Annotated in this window: 14 protein-coding genes; 3 read left to right on the plus strand and 11 right to left on the minus strand. The window is 70.7% G+C overall.

Annotated features, from left to right (window positions below; translation table 11 throughout):
- Together rimP and ACZ5CR_RS10180 are read right to left on the minus strand one after the other, a co-directional pair.
- Nucleotides 1-501 (minus strand): ribosome maturation factor RimP, encoded by a 501-nt coding sequence (gene rimP / locus ACZ5CR_RS10175; protein WP_468855590.1) that lies wholly within the window; start codon nt 499-501, stop codon nt 1-3.
- Nucleotides 498-692 (minus strand): hypothetical protein, encoded by a 195-nt coding sequence (locus ACZ5CR_RS10180; protein WP_468855592.1) that lies wholly within the window; start codon nt 690-692, stop codon nt 498-500. The genes rimP and ACZ5CR_RS10180 overlap by 4 nt, the downstream gene beginning before the upstream one ends.
- Before the next feature lie 107 nt (nt 693-799).
- On the opposite strand from ACZ5CR_RS10180, the gene ACZ5CR_RS10185 reads away from it, so the two are divergent.
- The 3 genes from ACZ5CR_RS10185 to ACZ5CR_RS10195 are packed head-to-tail and all read left to right on the plus strand — an operon-like array spanning nt 800 to nt 2,742.
- Nucleotides 800-1,333, plus strand: a complete 534-nt coding sequence (locus tag ACZ5CR_RS10185) for a hypothetical protein (RefSeq protein WP_468855595.1) — start codon at nt 800-802, stop codon at nt 1,331-1,333.
- The gene (locus ACZ5CR_RS10190; RefSeq protein WP_468855597.1) at nt 1,330-1,797 is read left to right on the plus strand and encodes a ferritin-like domain-containing protein; all 468 of its coding nucleotides are present in this window, start codon (nt 1,330-1,332) and stop codon (nt 1,795-1,797) included. Before ACZ5CR_RS10185 ends, ACZ5CR_RS10190 begins: the two co-directional genes overlap by 4 nt.
- A gap of 51 nt (nt 1,798-1,848) precedes the next feature.
- Complete coding sequence (locus ACZ5CR_RS10195; RefSeq protein WP_468855600.1) at nt 1,849-2,742, plus strand: aminoglycoside phosphotransferase family protein; 894 nt, start codon at nt 1,849-1,851, stop codon at nt 2,740-2,742.
- A 162-nt stretch (nt 2,743-2,904) separates the two neighbouring features.
- On the opposite strand, the gene ACZ5CR_RS10200 is transcribed toward ACZ5CR_RS10195, so the two are convergent.
- From ACZ5CR_RS10200 to ACZ5CR_RS10240, 9 genes are all read right to left on the minus strand, one after another.
- Complete coding sequence (locus ACZ5CR_RS10200; protein WP_468855602.1) at nt 2,905-4,599, minus strand: proline--tRNA ligase; 1,695 nt, start codon at nt 4,597-4,599, stop codon at nt 2,905-2,907.
- Between the two features lie 106 nt (nt 4,600-4,705).
- Nucleotides 4,706-5,251 carry a GNAT family N-acetyltransferase gene (locus ACZ5CR_RS10205; protein ID WP_468855604.1) on the minus strand — a complete coding sequence of 182 codons (546 nt, stop codon included), beginning with the start codon at nt 5,249-5,251 and terminating at the stop codon, nt 4,706-4,708.
- A gap of 61 nt (nt 5,252-5,312) precedes the next feature.
- The gene (locus ACZ5CR_RS10210; protein ID WP_468855606.1) at nt 5,313-6,161 is read right to left on the minus strand and encodes a GNAT family N-acetyltransferase; all 849 of its coding nucleotides are present in this window, start codon (nt 6,159-6,161) and stop codon (nt 5,313-5,315) included.
- Nucleotides 6,162-6,433: 272 nt separating this feature from the next.
- Nucleotides 6,434-7,591 (minus strand): flavodoxin-dependent (E)-4-hydroxy-3-methylbut-2-enyl-diphosphate synthase, encoded by a 1,158-nt coding sequence (gene ispG, locus ACZ5CR_RS10215; RefSeq protein WP_468855609.1) that lies wholly within the window; start codon nt 7,589-7,591, stop codon nt 6,434-6,436.
- Nucleotides 7,592-7,754: 163 nt separating this feature from the next.
- Nucleotides 7,755-9,056, minus strand: a complete 1,302-nt coding sequence (locus ACZ5CR_RS10220) for a M50 family metallopeptidase (protein ID WP_468855611.1) — start codon at nt 9,054-9,056, stop codon at nt 7,755-7,757.
- A complete protein-coding gene (dxr, locus tag ACZ5CR_RS10225; protein ID WP_468855615.1) occupies nt 9,053-10,309 on the minus strand; it encodes a 1-deoxy-D-xylulose-5-phosphate reductoisomerase in 1,257 nt (418 codons plus the stop codon). Before dxr ends, ACZ5CR_RS10220 begins: the two co-directional genes overlap by 4 nt.
- A gap of 257 nt (nt 10,310-10,566) precedes the next feature.
- On the minus strand, nt 10,567-12,513 hold the full coding sequence (locus ACZ5CR_RS10230; protein ID WP_468855618.1) for an acyl-CoA dehydrogenase family protein: 1,947 nt from the start codon (nt 12,511-12,513) through the stop codon (nt 10,567-10,569).
- Between the two features lie 224 nt (nt 12,514-12,737).
- On the minus strand, nt 12,738-14,183 hold the full coding sequence (locus tag ACZ5CR_RS10235) for an aldehyde dehydrogenase family protein (RefSeq protein ID WP_468855621.1): 1,446 nt from the start codon (nt 14,181-14,183) through the stop codon (nt 12,738-12,740).
- Nucleotides 14,184-14,367: 184 nt separating this feature from the next.
- Complete coding sequence (locus tag ACZ5CR_RS10240) at nt 14,368-15,969, minus strand: PucR family transcriptional regulator (protein ID WP_468855622.1); 1,602 nt, start codon at nt 15,967-15,969, stop codon at nt 14,368-14,370.
- Nucleotides 15,970-16,111: the final 142 nt, after the last annotated feature.

Consider the following 16,111-nt stretch of genomic DNA (forward strand, 5'->3'; position numbering starts at 1 on the left):
CTACGCCTCCTCTTCCTTCTTGTCCTTGCGGTTGAACTCGACCTCGACGCGCGCCTTGGCGATCGCGTCGAAGGTGAGCCTGCGGGCGGTGGGCTTACGCCCCTTCACGCCCGGTACTTCAAGATCCACGCCTTCGTCGTCCACCTCGAGGATGCGGGCGATCAAGTCGTCGCCGCCCTCGGTCAGCTGGAACTTCACCAGGCGGCCGACGGCGCGCAGGTAGTGGCGGTGCTCCGTCAGCGCACGCTCGGCGCCCGGGGAGCCGACTTCGAGGGTGTACTCGCCGTCGCCCATCGCGTCGCTCTCGTCGAGCTTCTCGGAGAGTTCGCGGCTGATCTCGGCGATCTGGTCCAGATCCACGCCGTCGTCGGAGTCGATCACCACGCGCAGCACCCGCTTGCGTCCGACCGAGGCCACTTCGATCTCTTCGAGATCCAGTTCCTTCGAGCTGACGAGCGGTTCCAGCAGTTCTCGCAGCCTCTCGCTCTGGGTGGTGCTCATCCGGGTGACTCCTCGGCCGCGTGTGCTGTTGTGGGATCGTCGTGTGTCAGGTCAAAGGGTATCCGGTCCGGAGAGGTGTTGCCGCCGCTGCCCGGCTGCCGCCCGGCCGCCGTGCGGCGCAGTCCGACCGCCGCACGCCCGGCTTCGAGCCGCTCACGAGTACGAGGGCCGCGCGAAGGTACGGTGATCACCGGGCTCCCGCCCGGCTTCGCCCGCCCGCCTTCTGACTGCCTGCCTCTTTCTGCCTGCCTTTTTCTGACTGCCTGCCTTTCTGGCCTTCCTGCCGAGGACGTCTGCTGTGCCGTCGTATCCCACCCCCTCGCACGCCCGCTCGGGGCCGCGCCGCAGGAGTCTGCTGACCGGGGCCGCCGGAGCGGCGGGGGCCGTGCTGCTCTCGGGCTGCTCGGGCTCCGACTCCGCGGACGCGGACGAGCGTCCTTCCGCCGCCGCGCGGCTGCGCGCCCTAGCCGCCAAGGACAGCGGTGAGCTGCTCGGGCGGTACGACGCCGTCCTCGCCGCGCATCCCGCGCTCGCCGGACGGCTCGATCCGCTGCGGGCGGAGGTGAAGCGGCACGAGACGGTCCTGGCCGAGGGCTCCACTCCCCCGCCTTCGTCCGGCTCCCCGTCCGCCTCCGCCTCGCCCGCACCGAAGTCCTCCGTCCCCAAGGACGAGAAGGACGCCGTGCGCGAGCTCGCCAAGGCCGAGCGTGATCTCGCGAAGCGGCGCGGGAGCGCGCTGCTCGACGCGCCCGCGGAGCTGGCCAGGCTGCTCGCGTCGGTGGCCGCCGCGGGCGCCGCGCACGCGTATCTGCTGACGGAGGACCCCAAGTGAGCGATTCCAAGGACGAGTTGAAGGCGGTACAGGCCGCCCTCGCCGCCGAGCACGCCGCCGTGTACGGCTTCGGGGTCGTCGGCGGCAGGATCGGCGAGGGCCGCAGGGCCGAGGCGCGCACGGCGTACGACACGCACCGCGCCCGGCGCGACGAGCTGCAGCGCGCCGTGCGCGACCTGGGCGGCGAGCCCGAGCCGTCGGCGGCCGCCTACGCGCTGCCGTTCGCGGTGCCGGACTCCGCGGCGGCCGTGCGGCTCGCGACGGACCTCGAGGAGCGGGTCGCGGGGGTCTACTCGGATCTCGTACGGGCCTCCACCGGCGCCCGGCGCGGGAGCGCCGCCGAGGCGCTGCGGGAGGCGGCGGTCCGCGCGGCGCGGTGGCGCGGCGGGAGCGTAACCTTCCCTGGTCTCGCCGAGCGGGCCACGCGGCCGGACACCTCCGCGTCCGCGGCCCCCAAGGCGTAGCGCGCTCTTGGCAGTAATGCTCTTGGCCGTCAGGAAGGGAACGACTCGCGTATGGCTCTCGAACCGCCCCAGCGCCTTGTCACCGCACTCGGTGAGACGGCGCAGGACGGCGACGACTGGCTGGAGAGGCTGCCCGAGGCGGCCGAACAGGCCGTCGCACTACGCGAGTTGACCGTCGAGCGCGTCCACGTACCCGGTGGACGCAGCGGCCTCGTCATCCTGGTACGTCTCGCCGACGGCACGCCCGCGGTCCTGAAGCTGGTGCCGCCGAGGTCTCGGCCGCAGAGCGAGCGGGCCGCGCTCGCGCACTGGGCCGGGTTCGGTGCCGTACGCCTCCTCGATCCGTCCGCCGCTGACGCCGCCCTCCTCCTAGAGCGGCTGCACCGCGATGTGTCGGTACGTTCGCTGCCCGAGGCCAAGGCCCTCCTGGAGGCAGCGGGCACGCTGCGGCGGCTGTGGGTGGAGCCGCCGTCGGACCACCGCTTCGAGACGGTCGCCGAGCGCACGGGGCGGCAGGCCGACGCGATGCGGGCGTCCGCCGACGGGGAGGTCGCACCGCTGGTCGAGGCCGCACTCGCCGCGCGGGAAGAACTCCTCGGCGCGGACGCGGAGGTGCGGCTGCTGCACGGGACGTTCCGGCAGAGCAAGGTGCTCGCGGGTGAGCGGCTGCCGTGGCTGGCCGTGGGGCCCGATCCGGTGGTGGGCGAGTGCGCGTTCGACCTGGCGCGGCTGGTGCGGGACCGGGTGGAGGACCTGATCGCCTCGCCGTCGGGAGCGTCGATCACCCGCCGTCGGGTCAAGAAGCTCGCCGAGTCGCTGGATGTGGATCAGGAGCGGTTGCGGGGGTGGACGTTGTTCCGGGCGGTGGAGTCGGGCGTACGCGCCCGCCGGGTCGGCCGTGAGCAGGACGCGGAGCTTCTGCTGGAGTTCGCGGGGTGGCTGTAGCGGGCGGGGTCGCCCTGCCCGCCCAAACGCCGGCCGGGCTGAACTCATTCAGCCCGGCCGGCGTTTGAGGACAACTTGCCGGGGTTCCAGGGGCGAAGCCCCATGGTCCGGGGAAGGGGCCGGATCGGGGAAAGCCCCGCAGGGTCCCGGCCCCCGCCTCACTCAGCCCGTAAGCCGCGCAACCGCCTCAGCCACGGTCAGCTCCTCGCGCTCCCCGGTCCTGCGGTCCTTCAGTTCCACGACGCCCTCGGCGGAGCGGCGGCCCGCGACCAGGATCTGAGGCACGCCGATCAGCTCGGCGTCCGTGAACTTCACGCCGGGCGAGACGCCCGCCCTGTCGTCGACCAGGACCCGTACGCCCGCCGCGTTCAGCTGCTCGGAGACGTCGAGGGCGAGCTCCGTCTGGAGCGCCTTGCCCGCGGCCACCACGTGGACGTCGGCGGGGGCGATCTCCTTGGGCCAGCACAGACCCTTGTCGTCCGCCGTCTGCTCGGCGAGCGCCGCCACCGCGCGCGAGACGCCGATGCCGTACGAACCCATGGTCACGCGGACCGGCTTGCCCTGCTGGCCCAGGACGTCGAGCTGGAAGGCGTCGGCGAACTTGCGGCCCAGCTGGAAGATGTGGCCGATCTCGATGGCGCGGTCCAGCTTCAGGCCCGTTCCGCACTTGGGGCAGGGGTCGCCCTCCTCGACGACCACGACGTCGAGGTAGTCGTCGACCTCGAAGTCACGGCCCGCGACGACGTTCTTCGCGTGCGTGTTGATCTTGTTCGCACCGGTGATCCAGGCCGTGCCCGCCGCCACCCGCGGGTCGGCGATGTAGCGGACCTTCTCCAGACCCTGCGGGCCGACGTAGCCGCGTACGAGGTCGTCACGGCCCTCGAAGTCCTCGGCCGTCACCAGCTCCACGACGGCGGGCGCCAGGTGCTCGCCGAGCTTGCCGAGGTCGACCTCGCGGTCGCCGGGGACGCCCACGGCGACGATCTCGCCGTCGACCTTGACCAGGAGGTTCTTCAGGGTCGCCGACGCCGGGACGCCGAGGTGGGCGGCGAGCGTCTCGATGGTCGGGGTGTCGGGGGTGTCGAGCTCCTCGACGGGGCCGTGCGCCGAGCCGTCCGCCTCGGGGGCGACGAAGGACACCGCCTCCGTGTTGGCCGCGTAGTCGCACGCGGGGCAGTCCACGAACGTGTCCTCACCGGCGGGCGCGGGCGCGAGGAACTCCTCGGAGGCCGAGCCGCCCATCGCGCCGGAGACGGCGGAGACGATGCGGTGGTCGAGGCCGAGGCGCTCGAAGATCTTGATGTACGCGGCCCGGTGCAGGGCGTAGGACTCGGCGAGGCCCTCGTCCGTCGTGTCGAAGGAGTACGAGTCCTTCATCTGGAACTCGCGGCCACGGAGCACACCGGCACGGGGGCGGGCCTCGTCGCGGTACTTCGTCTGGATCTGGTAGAGGATCACCGGCAGGTCCTTGTAGGACGAGCACTGGTCCTTGACGATCTGGGTGAAGATCTCCTCGTGCGTGGGGCCGAGGAGGTAGTCCGCGCCCTTGCGGTCCTTGAGGCGGAAGAGCAGGTCGCCGTACTCGTCGTAGCGGCCCGTCGCGTCGTACGACTCCTTGGGCAGGAGCGCGGGCAGCAGGACTTCCTGGGCGCCGATGGCGTCCATCTCCTCGCGCACGACGTGCGAGATGTTCTCCAGGACCTTCTTGCCGAGCGGCAGCCAGGACCAGATGCCGGCGGCGGTGCGGCGGACGTATCCGGCCCGGACGAGCAGCTTGTGGTTGAGCGTCTCGGCGTCCGCCGGGTCGTCGCGCAGTGTCTTGATCATCAATCGGGACATGCGCTGGACCTGGGCCATGGTGAACTCCTGCGTATGGGGGTCCCCCCTGCTCCGGCGAAGCCGAGAGCCTGGGGGAGGGTGATGCCAGGAGGTTACTTGGGGCGCGGGCGCGTGCGGAAATCGGTCAGGTGCCGAGCCGCCTCAGCGGCAGGGGCGCACCCATCACCGCGTACGGCCTCGGGGCGCTGGGGAACTGGACGTTGCGGGCCAGGTCGGCGTAGCCCAGGGAGCGGTAGAGGCCGCGTGCGGGGCTCTCCGTGTCGATCGCGGAGAGGATCGAGCGGGGCTGGTCGGCGGTCTCCGTGATGGTGGTGATCAGGGTGCGGCCGACTCCGCGGTTCTGGTATCCGGGCTGGACGTGGAGCTCGGTGATCACGAAGGAGTCGTCGAGCCAGCCGTCCACGCCTCCGGCGCGCAGATACGGCTCGACGACCGTGGACCACCAGTGGCCGCGATCGTTGGGCATGCCGTAGACGAAGCCGACGAGCCGTCCCTCGGGGGTGGTGGCGCCGAGCGCGCGGGCGCCGGGGTAGGTGATGTGCCGCAGCACGATCTGCCGCCGCACGGTCACCTCGTCGTCGCTGAGACCGAAGGCGTGGGCCTGCACCCGCAGCGCTTCGTCCACGTGCGTGGCGAGGTCCAGCGGCCCGATCACGACGTCGTCAGTCATGCGCCGAACTTTAACTCGCGGACGCGGGTACGCGAGGAGCGCGGTGTGAGACGTGACGGAGCTAGAACAGGACGCTCATGAACGCCCCGACCTCCTGGAACCCGACCCGGCGGTACGCCGCCCTGGCCGCGGTGTTGAAGTCGTTGACGTAGAGGCTGACGACCGGGGCGACGTCCGCGAGGGCGTAGCCGAGGACGGCGGCCATGCCCGGCGCGGCGTATCCCTGACCCCGGTACTCGGGGGCCACCCAGACGCCCTGCACCTGGCAGGCCTGCGCCGTGGCCGCGCCGATCTCGGCCTTGAAGATGACCTTGCCGTCGCGGTCGAGGCGCGCGAACGACCGCCCGGCGCCGACCAGTTCGGCGACCCGCGCCTGGTAGAGGAGGCCGCCGTCGCCTGCGAGGGGCGAGATGCCGACTTCCTCGGTGAACATCGCCACGCACGCGGGCATGATCGTCTCCATCTCGTCCTTGCGGACGCGACGGACGTGGGGGTCGGGGGCGATGTCCCGCGGGAGGCGGTCGGTGACCATCAGGGGCTGCTGGGCGCGGACCTCGCGGGCGGGGCCCCAGGACGGTTCCAGGAGCCGCCACAGCTGGGCGGTGGGTTCGGCGGGGCCGACGATGGAGGAGCAGCGGCGGCCTGCCCTGCGGGCGCGGTCCGCGAAGGCGCGTACGGCTCGCGGGGTCGCGCATATGGGGACGAGGTTGGCGCCCGCGTAGCAGAGGGACTCCAGCATGCCGTCCTGGTACCAGCCCCACATCTCGCCGCCGAGGCGCCATGGGTCCAGGCCTGCGACCCGGACCCTCGAGGCCACGAAGGCGTTGGCCACCGGCTCGCGGTCCAGGACAGCGAGCGCGGCGTCCAGGTCACTCGGTTCGAGGACCCTGGTGGTGGTCTGAGTCAACACGTGCGAGGGCCTCACCATTACGGTCTGCTAGATCTCCGCACTGTACCTGTCGGGGGCGCCTTGTGACTCGGGGTGGCTTGGAGGGGGCTTTGTCGCCTTACTTCTGCGGGCGGGGCTTTGTCGCCTTACTTCTGCTTACTCCTGCGGGCGGGGCTTTCCTTCGCCTCCAGGCAGAACCTGGGCCCGCCACCAAGAGTGGTGGCGGGGCCCAGGGTACGTATCAAGCCACGTATCAAGCCCCACGCTCAACGCAGCGCAGCTCAGCGCAACCGCTAGCCCGCGATGGCGACCGTCGGCTCGCCCGACGGGATTCCGTCCTTCTCCATCTGCTCGGCGATCTTCATCGCCTCTTCGATGAGGGTCTCCACGATCTTCGACTCGGGGACGGTCTTGATGACCTCGCCCTTGACGAAGATCTGCCCCTTGCCGTTGCCGGACGCGACGCCGAGGTCGGCCTCACGGGCCTCGCCGGGGCCGTTCACGACGCAGCCCATGACGGCCACGCGCAGCGGCACCTCCATGCCGTCCAGGCCCGCGGTGACCTCTTCGGCCAGCTTGTACACGTCCACCTGGGCACGACCGCAGGACGGGCAGGAGACGATCTCCAGGCGGCGCGGCTTGAGGTTCAGCGACTCCAGGATCTGGAGACCGACCTTGATCTCCTCGACCGGCGGGGCCGAGAGCGAGACCCGGATCGTGTCGCCGATGCCCTCGGAGAGCAGCGCACCGAAGGCCACTGCCGACTTGATCGTGCCCTGGAAGGCCGGACCGGCCTCCGTCACACCGAGGTGCAGCGGATAATCGCTGGCCGCGGCGAGCTGACGGTAGGCGTTGACCATGACCACCGGGTCGTTGTGCTTGACCGAGATCTTGATGTCACGGAAGCCGTGCTCCTCGAAGAGCGACGCCTCCCACAGCGCCGACTCGACCAGCGCCTCCGGAGTGGCCTTGCCGTACTTCTTGAGCAGACGCGCGTCCAGAGAACCCGCGTTGACACCGATCCGGATCGGCGTACCCGCGTCGTTCGCGGCCCGCGCGATCTCCTTGACCTTGTCGTCGAACTGCTTGATGTTGCCCGGGTTCACCCGCACCGCGGCACACCCGGCGTCGATCGCGGCGAAGACGTACTTCGGCTGGAAGTGAATATCCGCGATCACCGGGATCTGCGACTTCCGCGCGATCGTGGCAAGCGCGTCCGCGTCGTCCTGCGTGGGACAGGCGACCCGCACGATCTGGCAGCCGGACGCGGTCAGCTCCGCGATCTGCTGCAGCGTCGCCCCGATGTCGGACGTACGCGTCGTGGTCATCGACTGCACCGACACCGGTGCGTCTCCGCCGACAGCCACCGTCCCGACCTGGATCTTGCGGCTGACCCTGCGGTCGGCGAGCTTGGTCGGAACGGACGGGATTCCGAGAGAAATGGCAGTCATCTGGCGTGCATCCCCAAGGTGTGGATCATGGTCCCGAGATCGGCGGGCTCCAGGCTTCGAGATTACGGCACCCCGAAGGGCCCGAGCACATCACGCCCCCGAGTCCACCCAATAGTGGGCGGCCAGCCACATACAGTGCCCGGCCGCCGCAAACTTTGCGCAATCAGGAAATTCTGACTGGATTAACCACATCCGCGATCAGGACGAGGATCGTGAAGCAGATGAAGATTCCAGCCACCACGTAGGCGACGGGCATCAGCTTCGCGACGTCGAAGGGGCCCGGGTCGGGCCGCTTCAGGAGCTTGGCCGCGTGGCGTCGCAGCGATTCCCAAAGTGCTCCTGCGATGTGCCCGCCGTCCAGCGGAAGCAGCGGCAACATGTTGAACAGGAACAGGGAGAGGTTGAAGCCCGCCACCAGGAACAGCATCATCGCGATCTGGTTCTCCGGCGGGATGTCAAGGGTGAAGACCTCGCCGCCCACACGGGCCGCGCCCACGACGCCCATCGGGGAGTCCTGTTTGCGGTCGCCGTCACCGAAGGCCGCGTCCCACAGGTCCGGGATCTTGGACGGCAGCGCGACAAGTGACTCGACGCCGTTCTCCATCATGTCGCCCATGCGGCTGACGGAGTCGCCGAAGCCCTGCTGGACGATGCCGGTGGCGGGGGTGAAGCCGAGGAAGCCGGCGCTGACGTACTTCCCTTCCACGTAGCCGCCGTCGCCGTCCGTCTTGCTGACCTGGTTCTTGATGAGGTTGGCGTGCAGGTCCAGCTGCTTGCCGTCGCGCTCGACCGTGATGGTGGCCGGGCCGATGGTCTCGCGGATCTTTCCCTGGAGCGCGGACCAGTCGTCGACGGGCTTGCCCTGGAAGGCGACGATCTTGTCGCCGAGCTTCAGTCCCGCCGCCTTGGCGGGCGCGACCGTGTCGCCCTTCTCGCACTTGGAGCGGTTCTCGCTCTGCTGGATGACGCAGTCGGACACCTTGCCGACGGACGTCGTCTGGGTGCTGATGCCGAACGTCATCATCACGCCGAGGAAGATCGCCACGGCGAGGATCAGGTTCATGAACGGGCCCGCGAACATCACGATCACGCGCTTCCACGGCTTGCGCGTGTAGAAGAGACGGCTCTCGTCGCCGGGCTTGAGCTCCTCGAAGGCGGCCGACCGCGCGTCCTCGATCATGCCGCGCCAGGGGGACGTCGAACGCGCCTCGATGCGGCCGTCAGGGCCTGGCGGGAACATGCCGATCATGCGGATGTAGCCGCCGAGGGGGATGGCCTTGACGCCGTACTCGGTGTCGCCCTTCTTGCGCGAGAAGATCGTCGGGCCGAAGCCGACCATGTACTGCGGCACGCGGATGCCGAACAGCTTGGCGGTCGACAGGTGGCCCAGCTCGTGCCAGGCGATCGAGAACAGCAGCCCGACCGCGAAGACGACTATGCCGAGGATCATCATCAAGGTCGTCATGCGCGGGCCTCCGCGGTCGCCTTCGCCGTCAGTTCACGTGCCCGGGCACGCGCCCAGGTCTCCGCTTCGAGGACGTCCGCGACGGTCAGGGAAGTTCCCGCGGACGGTGTGCCGTGTTCGGCGACGACCTTCGTGACGGTTTCCATGATCCCGTTGAAGGGCAGGGCGCCCTTCAAGAACGCGTCCACGCACTCCTCGTTGGCGGCATTGAACACCGCCGGGGCCGTGCCCGCGAGCTTCCCCACATGTCGGGCGAGCCCGACCGACGGAAAAGCGTCGTTGTCGAGGGGGAGGAACTCCCAGCTCGACGCCTTCGTCCAGTCGAACGCGGGGGCCGCGTCCGGCACGCGCTCGGGCCAGCCGATGCCGATGGCGATCGGGCCGCCCATGTCGGGCGGCGTGGCCTGGGCCAGGGTCGATCCGTCGGTGAACTCGACCATGGAGTGCACGTAGGACTGGGGGTGGACCACGACCTCGATGTGCTCGAAGGGGATGTCGTAGAGGAGGTGCGCCTCGATGACTTCCAGGCCCTTGTTGACGAGCGTCGCGGAGTTGACGGTGATGACCGGCCCCATGGCCCAGGTGGGGTGCGCGAGCGCCTCGTCCGGTGTGACGTTCGCCAGATCGGCCTTCGTACGTCCACGGAACGGGCCGCCGGACGCCGTGACGACCAGCTTGCGCACATCGGCGCGGGTGCCCGCGGCGAGCGCCTGGAAGAGGGCGGCGTGCTCGGAGTCGACGGGGATGATCTGCCCCGGCTTGGCGAGCGCCTTCACCAGCGGGCCGCCGACGATCAGCGACTCCTTGTTGGCGAGCGCGAGGGTGCGGCCCGCCTCGAGTGCGGCGAGGGTGGGCGCGAGCCCGATGGATCCCGTGATGCCGTTCAGGACGGTGTGGCACTGGGAGGCGGCGAGCTGGGTGGCCGCCTCGGGCCCGGCGAGGATCTCGGGGAGCGGCTCAGTGCCGTACTGCCCCTTCAGCGCCTCGCGCAGCGCCGGTACGACGTCCTCGCGGGCCACCGCGACCGTCCGTACCCGCAGCTGCCGTGCCTGCTCGGCGAGCAGCGACACGCGGCCCCCTGCGGCGGAGAGCGCGGTGACGCGGAAGCGACGGGGGTTGCGCAGGACGAGGTCGATGGCCTGGGTGCCGATCGACCCGGTCGACCCGAGGATGACGATGTCCCGCGGTCCGTCCGTGACGACGGGGTCGAAGACGAGATGCGGGTCGGCGAGGGGGGCTGGACTGTCGCTCATCCCCCCATTCTTGCCTGGGCGGCTGTGTATGGGTGCACCGCTCCCCGATCCGGCCGGTCGGAATCGTGTTCCGGGGCGGTCGCCATCGTGTTCCTGGCGGTCTCGATCGTGTGCCGGGCGGTGTCGATCGTGTTCCGGGCAGCCTCTCTCGCGCTTCGGTTTCGGGCGGCCTCCCTCGACTGCGAGGCGGCCCCCCTCGACTGCGGGCGGGACCTTCGGCCGGGGACGGGTCCTGAACCCCGCCCCCGGCCGCCGCTTCAGCGGATCGGGCGGTGGACGTTCTCCCGCTTGGAGGGACCTGGTGTGGCGTCCGCGATCCAGGGGCCTTCCCCGCTGGGGTCGACGACGCCGGATTCCAGCCAGGTGTACGTGCCGGACAGGACGCCCTTGACCACCTTGTGGTCGACGTCGTCCGTGTTGGTCCACAGCCGGTCGAAGAGCTCGTCGACGCGGATGCGGGACTGGCGGCAGAACGTGTCGGCCAGCTGATACGCCTCGCGGCCGTAGTCCTCGGTCGTCCGCAGGAGCTCGGCGCGTACGCACGCCGCGCTCATCGCGAAGAGTTCGGCGCCGATGTCGACCACGCGGCCCAGGAAGCCCTGCTTGGTCTCCATCTTTCCCTGCCAGCGCGACATCGCGTAGAACGTCGAGCGGGCCAGCTTGCGGGCGGCCCGCTCCACGTAGCGCAGATGCGGGGAGAGGTCCGCGTGGCCGCTGGGGTGGAACTCGGCGTACGAGCGCGGGAGTTGGCCCGGACCGGTGACCAGCTTCGGCAGCCAGCGGGCGTAGAAGCCGCCTGCCTTCGCGCCCGCCTTCGCCTTGTCGGAGAGTGACTTGTCCGGGTCGATCAGGTCGCCCGCCACCTTGAGGTGCGCGTCCACCGCCTCGCGGGCGATGAGCAGATGCATGATCTCCGTCGAGCCCTCGAAGATGCGGTTGATGCGCAGGTCGCGCAGGACCTGCTCCGCCGGGACCGCGCGTTCGCCGCGGGCCGCGAGGGACTCCGCCGTCTCGAAGCCGCGGCCGCCGCGGATCTGCACGAGCTCGTCGGCCATCAGACAGCCCATCTCCGAGCCGTACAGCTTGGCGAGCGCCGCCTCGATGCGGATGTCGTTGCGGTCCTCGTCGGCCATCTGCGACGACAGGTCGAGTACGGCTTCGAGAGCGAAGGTCGTCGCCGCGATGAAGGAGATCTTCGCGCCGACCGCCTCGTGGAACGCGACCGGCTTGCCCCACTGCTCGCGTGCGCCCGACCACTCACGGGCGATCTTCAGGCACCATTTGCCCGCGCCGACGCACATCGCGGGCAGCGAGAGGCGTCCGGTGTTGAGGGTCGTCAGGGCGATCTTCAGGCCCGCGCCCTCCGGGCCGATGCGGTGCGCGGCCGGGACGCGGACCTGGTGGAAGCGGGTCACGCCGTTCTCCAGGCCGCGCAGGCCCATGAAGGCGTTGCGGTGCTCGACGGTGATGCCGTCCGCCGCGGCCTCCACCACGAAGGCCGTGATGCCGCCCTTGTGGCCCTCGGACTTCGGTACGCGCGCCATGACGACCAGAAGGTCCGCCACGACGCCGTTCGTGGTCCAGAGCTTCACACCGTCAAGGACGTAGTCGTCGCCGTCCGGCACGGCCGCCATCGCCATGCGCGCCGGGTCGGAGCCGACGTCCGGCTCGGTCAGGAGGAACGCGCTGATGTCCGTACGCGCGCAGCGCGGCAGGAACTCGTCCTTCTGCTCCTGGGTGCCGAACTGCTTGAGCGGCTGGGGTACGCCGATCGACTGGTGGGCGGAGAGCAGCGCACCGATGGCGGGGTTGGCTGATCCGACCAGGGCCAGGGCCTTGTTGTAGTACACCTGCGTGAGCCCGAGTCCGCCGTACTTGGTGTCGATCTTCATGCCGAGCGCGCCGAGCTCCTTGAGCCCGTTGATGACCTCGTCGGGGATCTTCGCCTCGCGCTCGATGCGGGCCGAGTCGATCTTCGTCTCGCAGAAGTCGCGGAGCTTGGCGAGGAACTCCTCGCCGCGCCGGGCGTCCTCGTCGGCGGGCATGGGGTGCGGGTGGATCAGGTCGAGCCGGAAGCGGCCGAGGAAGAGTTCCTTGGCGAAGCTGGGCTTGCGCCAGTCCTGCTCACGGGCGGCCTCGGCGACCTGCCGGGCCTCGCGTTCGCTGACGGACGCCCCGGAAGGGGGTGTGGGTTGTTCGGGCATTGAGGAGCTCACCTCGCCGCGAAGTGGGGCCGATCGGCTCCGGTTGACCCGATCTCGACCCGGTCGGTTACTGACTGGTGCTACTCGATCGTATGGATCGTATGTACCCGATTCGTCCGTAGCCCACCAGTCCTCGCGCAGCGTTCGGCGCAGGGCGTCCTCATGTACGAGAACGGCCGGAGCCCCCGCACAGTGGGCTCCGGCCGTTCGGTTCGAGGTCCGGCTTACAGGTCGAGGCCCGTCATGACCATGACCCGCTCGTACGTGTAGTCGTCCATCGCGAAGCGGACGCCCTCGCGGCCCACGCCGGACTGCTTGACGCCGCCGTACGGCATCTGGTCGGCGCGGTAGGAGGGGGCGTCGCCGATGACCACGCCGCCGACCTCCAGGGCGCGGTGGGCGCGGAAGGCGGTCTGCAGGTCGTGCGTGAAGACGCCCGCCTGGAGGCCGTACTTGGAGTCGTTGACGGCGGCGAACGCCTCCGCCTCGCCGTCCACCTTCCTGATCGTGAGGACCGGGCCGAAGACCTCCTCGACGGCGATGGTCGCGTCCGCCGGTACGTCGGCGAGCACGGTCGGCGCGTACGAGGCGCCGTCACGCTTGCCGCCCGCGAGCAGCTGCGCGCCCGCCTGGACGGCCTCGTCGACCCAGGACTCCACGCGCTTGGCAGCGTCCTCGTTGACGAGCGGGCCGACGTCCGTCTTCGGGTCGGACGGGTCGCCGGTGGCCTGGCCCTCGATGGCCGCCAGGACGCGCGGCACGAGCCGGTCGTACACGGAGGCGTCGGCGATGACCCGCTGCACCGAGATGCAGGACTGGCCGCCCTGGTAATTGGAGAAGGTCGCGATGCGCGCGGCCGCCCAGTCGAGGTCCTCGTCGGAGGAGAAGTCGGACAGGACGACGGCGGCGCCGTTCCCGCCGAGCTCCAGGGTGCAGTGCTTGCGCGGCACCGAGTCCAGGATCGCGTAACCGACCTTCTCGGAACCGGTGAAGGAGATGACGGGAAGGCGCTCGTCCTGCACGAGGGCGGGCATCTTCTCGTTCGCGACCGGAAGGACCGACCAGGACCCGGCGGGCAGCTCGGTCTCGGCAAGGAGCTCGCCGATGAGGAGTCCGGAGAGCGGGGTCGCGGGCGCCGGCTTGAGGATGATCGGCGTGCCGGACGCGATGGCGGGGGCGATCTTGTGGGCGCAGAGGTTCAGCGGGAAGTTGAACGGCGCGATGCCCAGGACGACGCCCTTGGGGAAGCGGCGGGTGAAGGCGAGACGCCCCTGGCCACCGGCGTCGGTGTCGAGGCGCTGGGCCTCGCCGCCGTTGAAGCGGCGGGCTTCCTCCGAGGCGAACCGGAAGACGGACACGGCACGGCCGACCTCGCCGCGGGCCCACTTGATCGGCTTGCCGTTCTCGGCGGAGATGAGCTGGGCGATCTCTTCCGTCCGCTCGACGAGCCTGCGGCTCACGTGGTCGAGGGCCGCGGCCCGCACGTGCGCCGGGGTCGCGGCGAACTCGTCGCGCACGGCGTACGCGGCGGCGACGGCCTCCTCGACCTGGGCGTCGGTCGGAACGGCGGCCTTGCCGACGATCCGCCCGTCCCAGGGGGACGTGACGTCGAGAGTGGTCTCACCGGTGGTCTGGCGACCGGCGAGCCAGAAGGCGTGGATGGAAGTCATGTCGATTCCCGGCCCTTCCGCGAAGGTGTGTCTTGGGGGGTACGTTCCCCACCGTAGGGGCGAGACGGGTCCGGGACGTTTGTCCGACGCGGAGTACTGGCCGGGGGGCCCGCGCCTCTTTGGCAGGGGCGCATTTCGTACGCGGCTACTGCGAACCGCTCGAATACTCCGAACCGCTCGACGTCTACTCCGAACCGCTCGACGTCGCCTTCAGCGAGAGCCACAACTCCATGCGCACGTCCGGGTCGTCCAGCGAACGGCCCAGGATCTCCTCGACCCTGCGCATGCGATAGCGCAGCGTGTGGCGGTGGACGCCGAGGTCCGCGGCCGCCGCGTCCCACTGGCCGTGGCGCGAGAGCCAGGCGCGCAGCGAGGCGATCAGGTCGCCGCGCCCGGTGGCGTCGTGCTCGAACAGGGCGCGCAGCAGACCGTCGGCGAACGCGCGCACCGCGTCGTCGGCGAGCAGCGGCAGGACCGAGCCCGCCGCGAGGTCCTCGTGCTCGACCATCGCGCGGCCCCGGCGCCTGGCGATGGAAAGGGCCTGGTCGGCCTGCTTGTACGCGGTGGCCGCCGCGATCGGTCCCGCGGGGGCGGAGAGCCCGAGGAGGAGGGAGGTCTCCTCGTCCGCACCCTGCTCCGGCGCCTCGGAACGTCCGGCCTCCAACGCCCGCGCGTACGCGACGCACGCCGCCGCGCCCGCGCCGCCGTCCACGACGAGCAGCACGAGCCGCTCGCCGTAGGGAACGACGAGGAGTGCTTCACCGGCGCGTGCGGCGGCGGACTCGACGGCGTCCGTGAGTCCGGCGAACGGGTCGCCCTCCTCCGTGGAGGAGGAGGGCGCGGCGGTGGCCGGCACCTCCGCCACCACCAGACGGAACGGCGCGTCGAGCAGGCTTCCGTACAACTCCCCCGCCGCCGTGCGGGCGTGGTCCGGCTCCCCGGCGAGCAGCATCCGAAGGACGGCGGAGCCGACCCGGGCCTCGGCGGCCTGGAGCGAGCGGTTGCGCTCGGTGGTGAGGGTGAGCAGCGCTATGGCGGAGTGCAGGGCGTACCGCTCGGCGGTGCCGAGGGTGGATGCCGTGCCGACGGCGAGCGCGGCGCGGGGCCGCCGTCCCGTACCGATCGAGTGCAGCTCCACCCGGTCCTCGGCGCCCGCGACGACCGCACTCGCGGGCGCCGCTCTGTCCCGTAGCCGCTCCACGTCGGTGGTGAGCCGGGCGGCCCGGCGCGAGGCCCACTCGGGCGCCGTGGCGACGACGGCGCCGGACGCGTCGTACAGCGCGGCCCAGCCGTCCACCTGTGCGGCGAGCGCGCCGAGCAGCCCCTCCGGGCCGTCGCTCAGCGCCTGCTTGGTCAGCTCGCGCTGGGCCGCGAAGCCCGCCGTCACCGCGCGGTACTGGTCGGCGGCGATGGCGGCGGACACGGCCTTGCTGATGGCGAGGAACGGCGTGCGCCGCGGCACCTCCAGGAGCGGAAGCCCTTCGTCCGCGGCGGCCTCGACCAAGGCCTCCGGGATGTCCTTGTAATGCACGCCGACCGCGAACCCGAGCCCGACGACCCCCGCCGCCGCGAGCCGCTTCACGTAGCGGCGCATCGCCTCCGGGTCCTCCGCGTCCAGCTTGAGCGCGGTGATCATGAGGAGCTCGCCGCCCTCCATGTAGGGCACGGGGTCGGTGAGCTCGCTGGCGTGTGCCCAGCGCACGGGCACGTCCAGATGTTCCTCACCCGCGCGCACGGTGAGCTTCAGCGCGGAGTGGTGGACGAGGGAGGCGAGCGTGGGCGGCATGGGACCTTCAGGTCTGGTCAGCAGGTCAGGGCGGCAGGTCTGGCAGCGGCGATGAGGCACGCGTCCCGGTGTCGGCCATTGAATCCCGGACGAGATGTGGATCTTTTGGCCGGTACGTATGAACGACCTGTGCCGATTCTGC

The organism is Streptomyces sp. NPDC031274, from assembly GCF_055570235.1.

Bases quoted from the DNA above. Each gene is read 5' to 3' on its own strand.
- ACZ5CR_RS10235 (WP_468855621.1), bottom strand. From the start codon at position 14,183: ATGACTTCCATCCACGCCTTCTGGCTCGCCGGTCGCCAGACCACCGGT.
- ACZ5CR_RS10200 (WP_468855602.1), bottom strand. From the start codon at position 4,599: ATGGCCCAGGTCCAGCGCATGTCCCGATTGATGATCAAGACACTGCGC.
- ACZ5CR_RS10195 (WP_468855600.1), top strand. From the start codon at position 1,849: ATGGCTCTCGAACCGCCCCAGCGCCTTGTCACCGCACTCGGTGAGACG.
- ispG (WP_468855609.1), bottom strand. From the start codon at position 7,591: ATGACTGCCATTTCTCTCGGAATCCCGTCCGTTCCGACCAAGCTCGCC.
- ACZ5CR_RS10220 (WP_468855611.1), bottom strand. From the start codon at position 9,056: ATGACGACCTTGATGATGATCCTCGGCATAGTCGTCTTCGCGGTCGGG.
- rimP (WP_468855590.1), bottom strand. From the start codon at position 501: ATGAGCACCACCCAGAGCGAGAGGCTGCGAGAACTGCTGGAACCGCTC.
- ACZ5CR_RS10240 (WP_468855622.1), bottom strand. From the start codon at position 15,969: ATGCCGCCCACGCTCGCCTCCCTCGTCCACCACTCCGCGCTGAAGCTC.
- ACZ5CR_RS10230 (WP_468855618.1), bottom strand. From the start codon at position 12,513: ATGCCCGAACAACCCACACCCCCTTCCGGGGCGTCCGTCAGCGAACGC.
- dxr (WP_468855615.1), bottom strand. From the start codon at position 10,309: ATGAGCGACAGTCCAGCCCCCCTCGCCGACCCGCATCTCGTCTTCGAC.
- ACZ5CR_RS10205 (WP_468855604.1), bottom strand. From the start codon at position 5,251: ATGACTGACGACGTCGTGATCGGGCCGCTGGACCTCGCCACGCACGTG.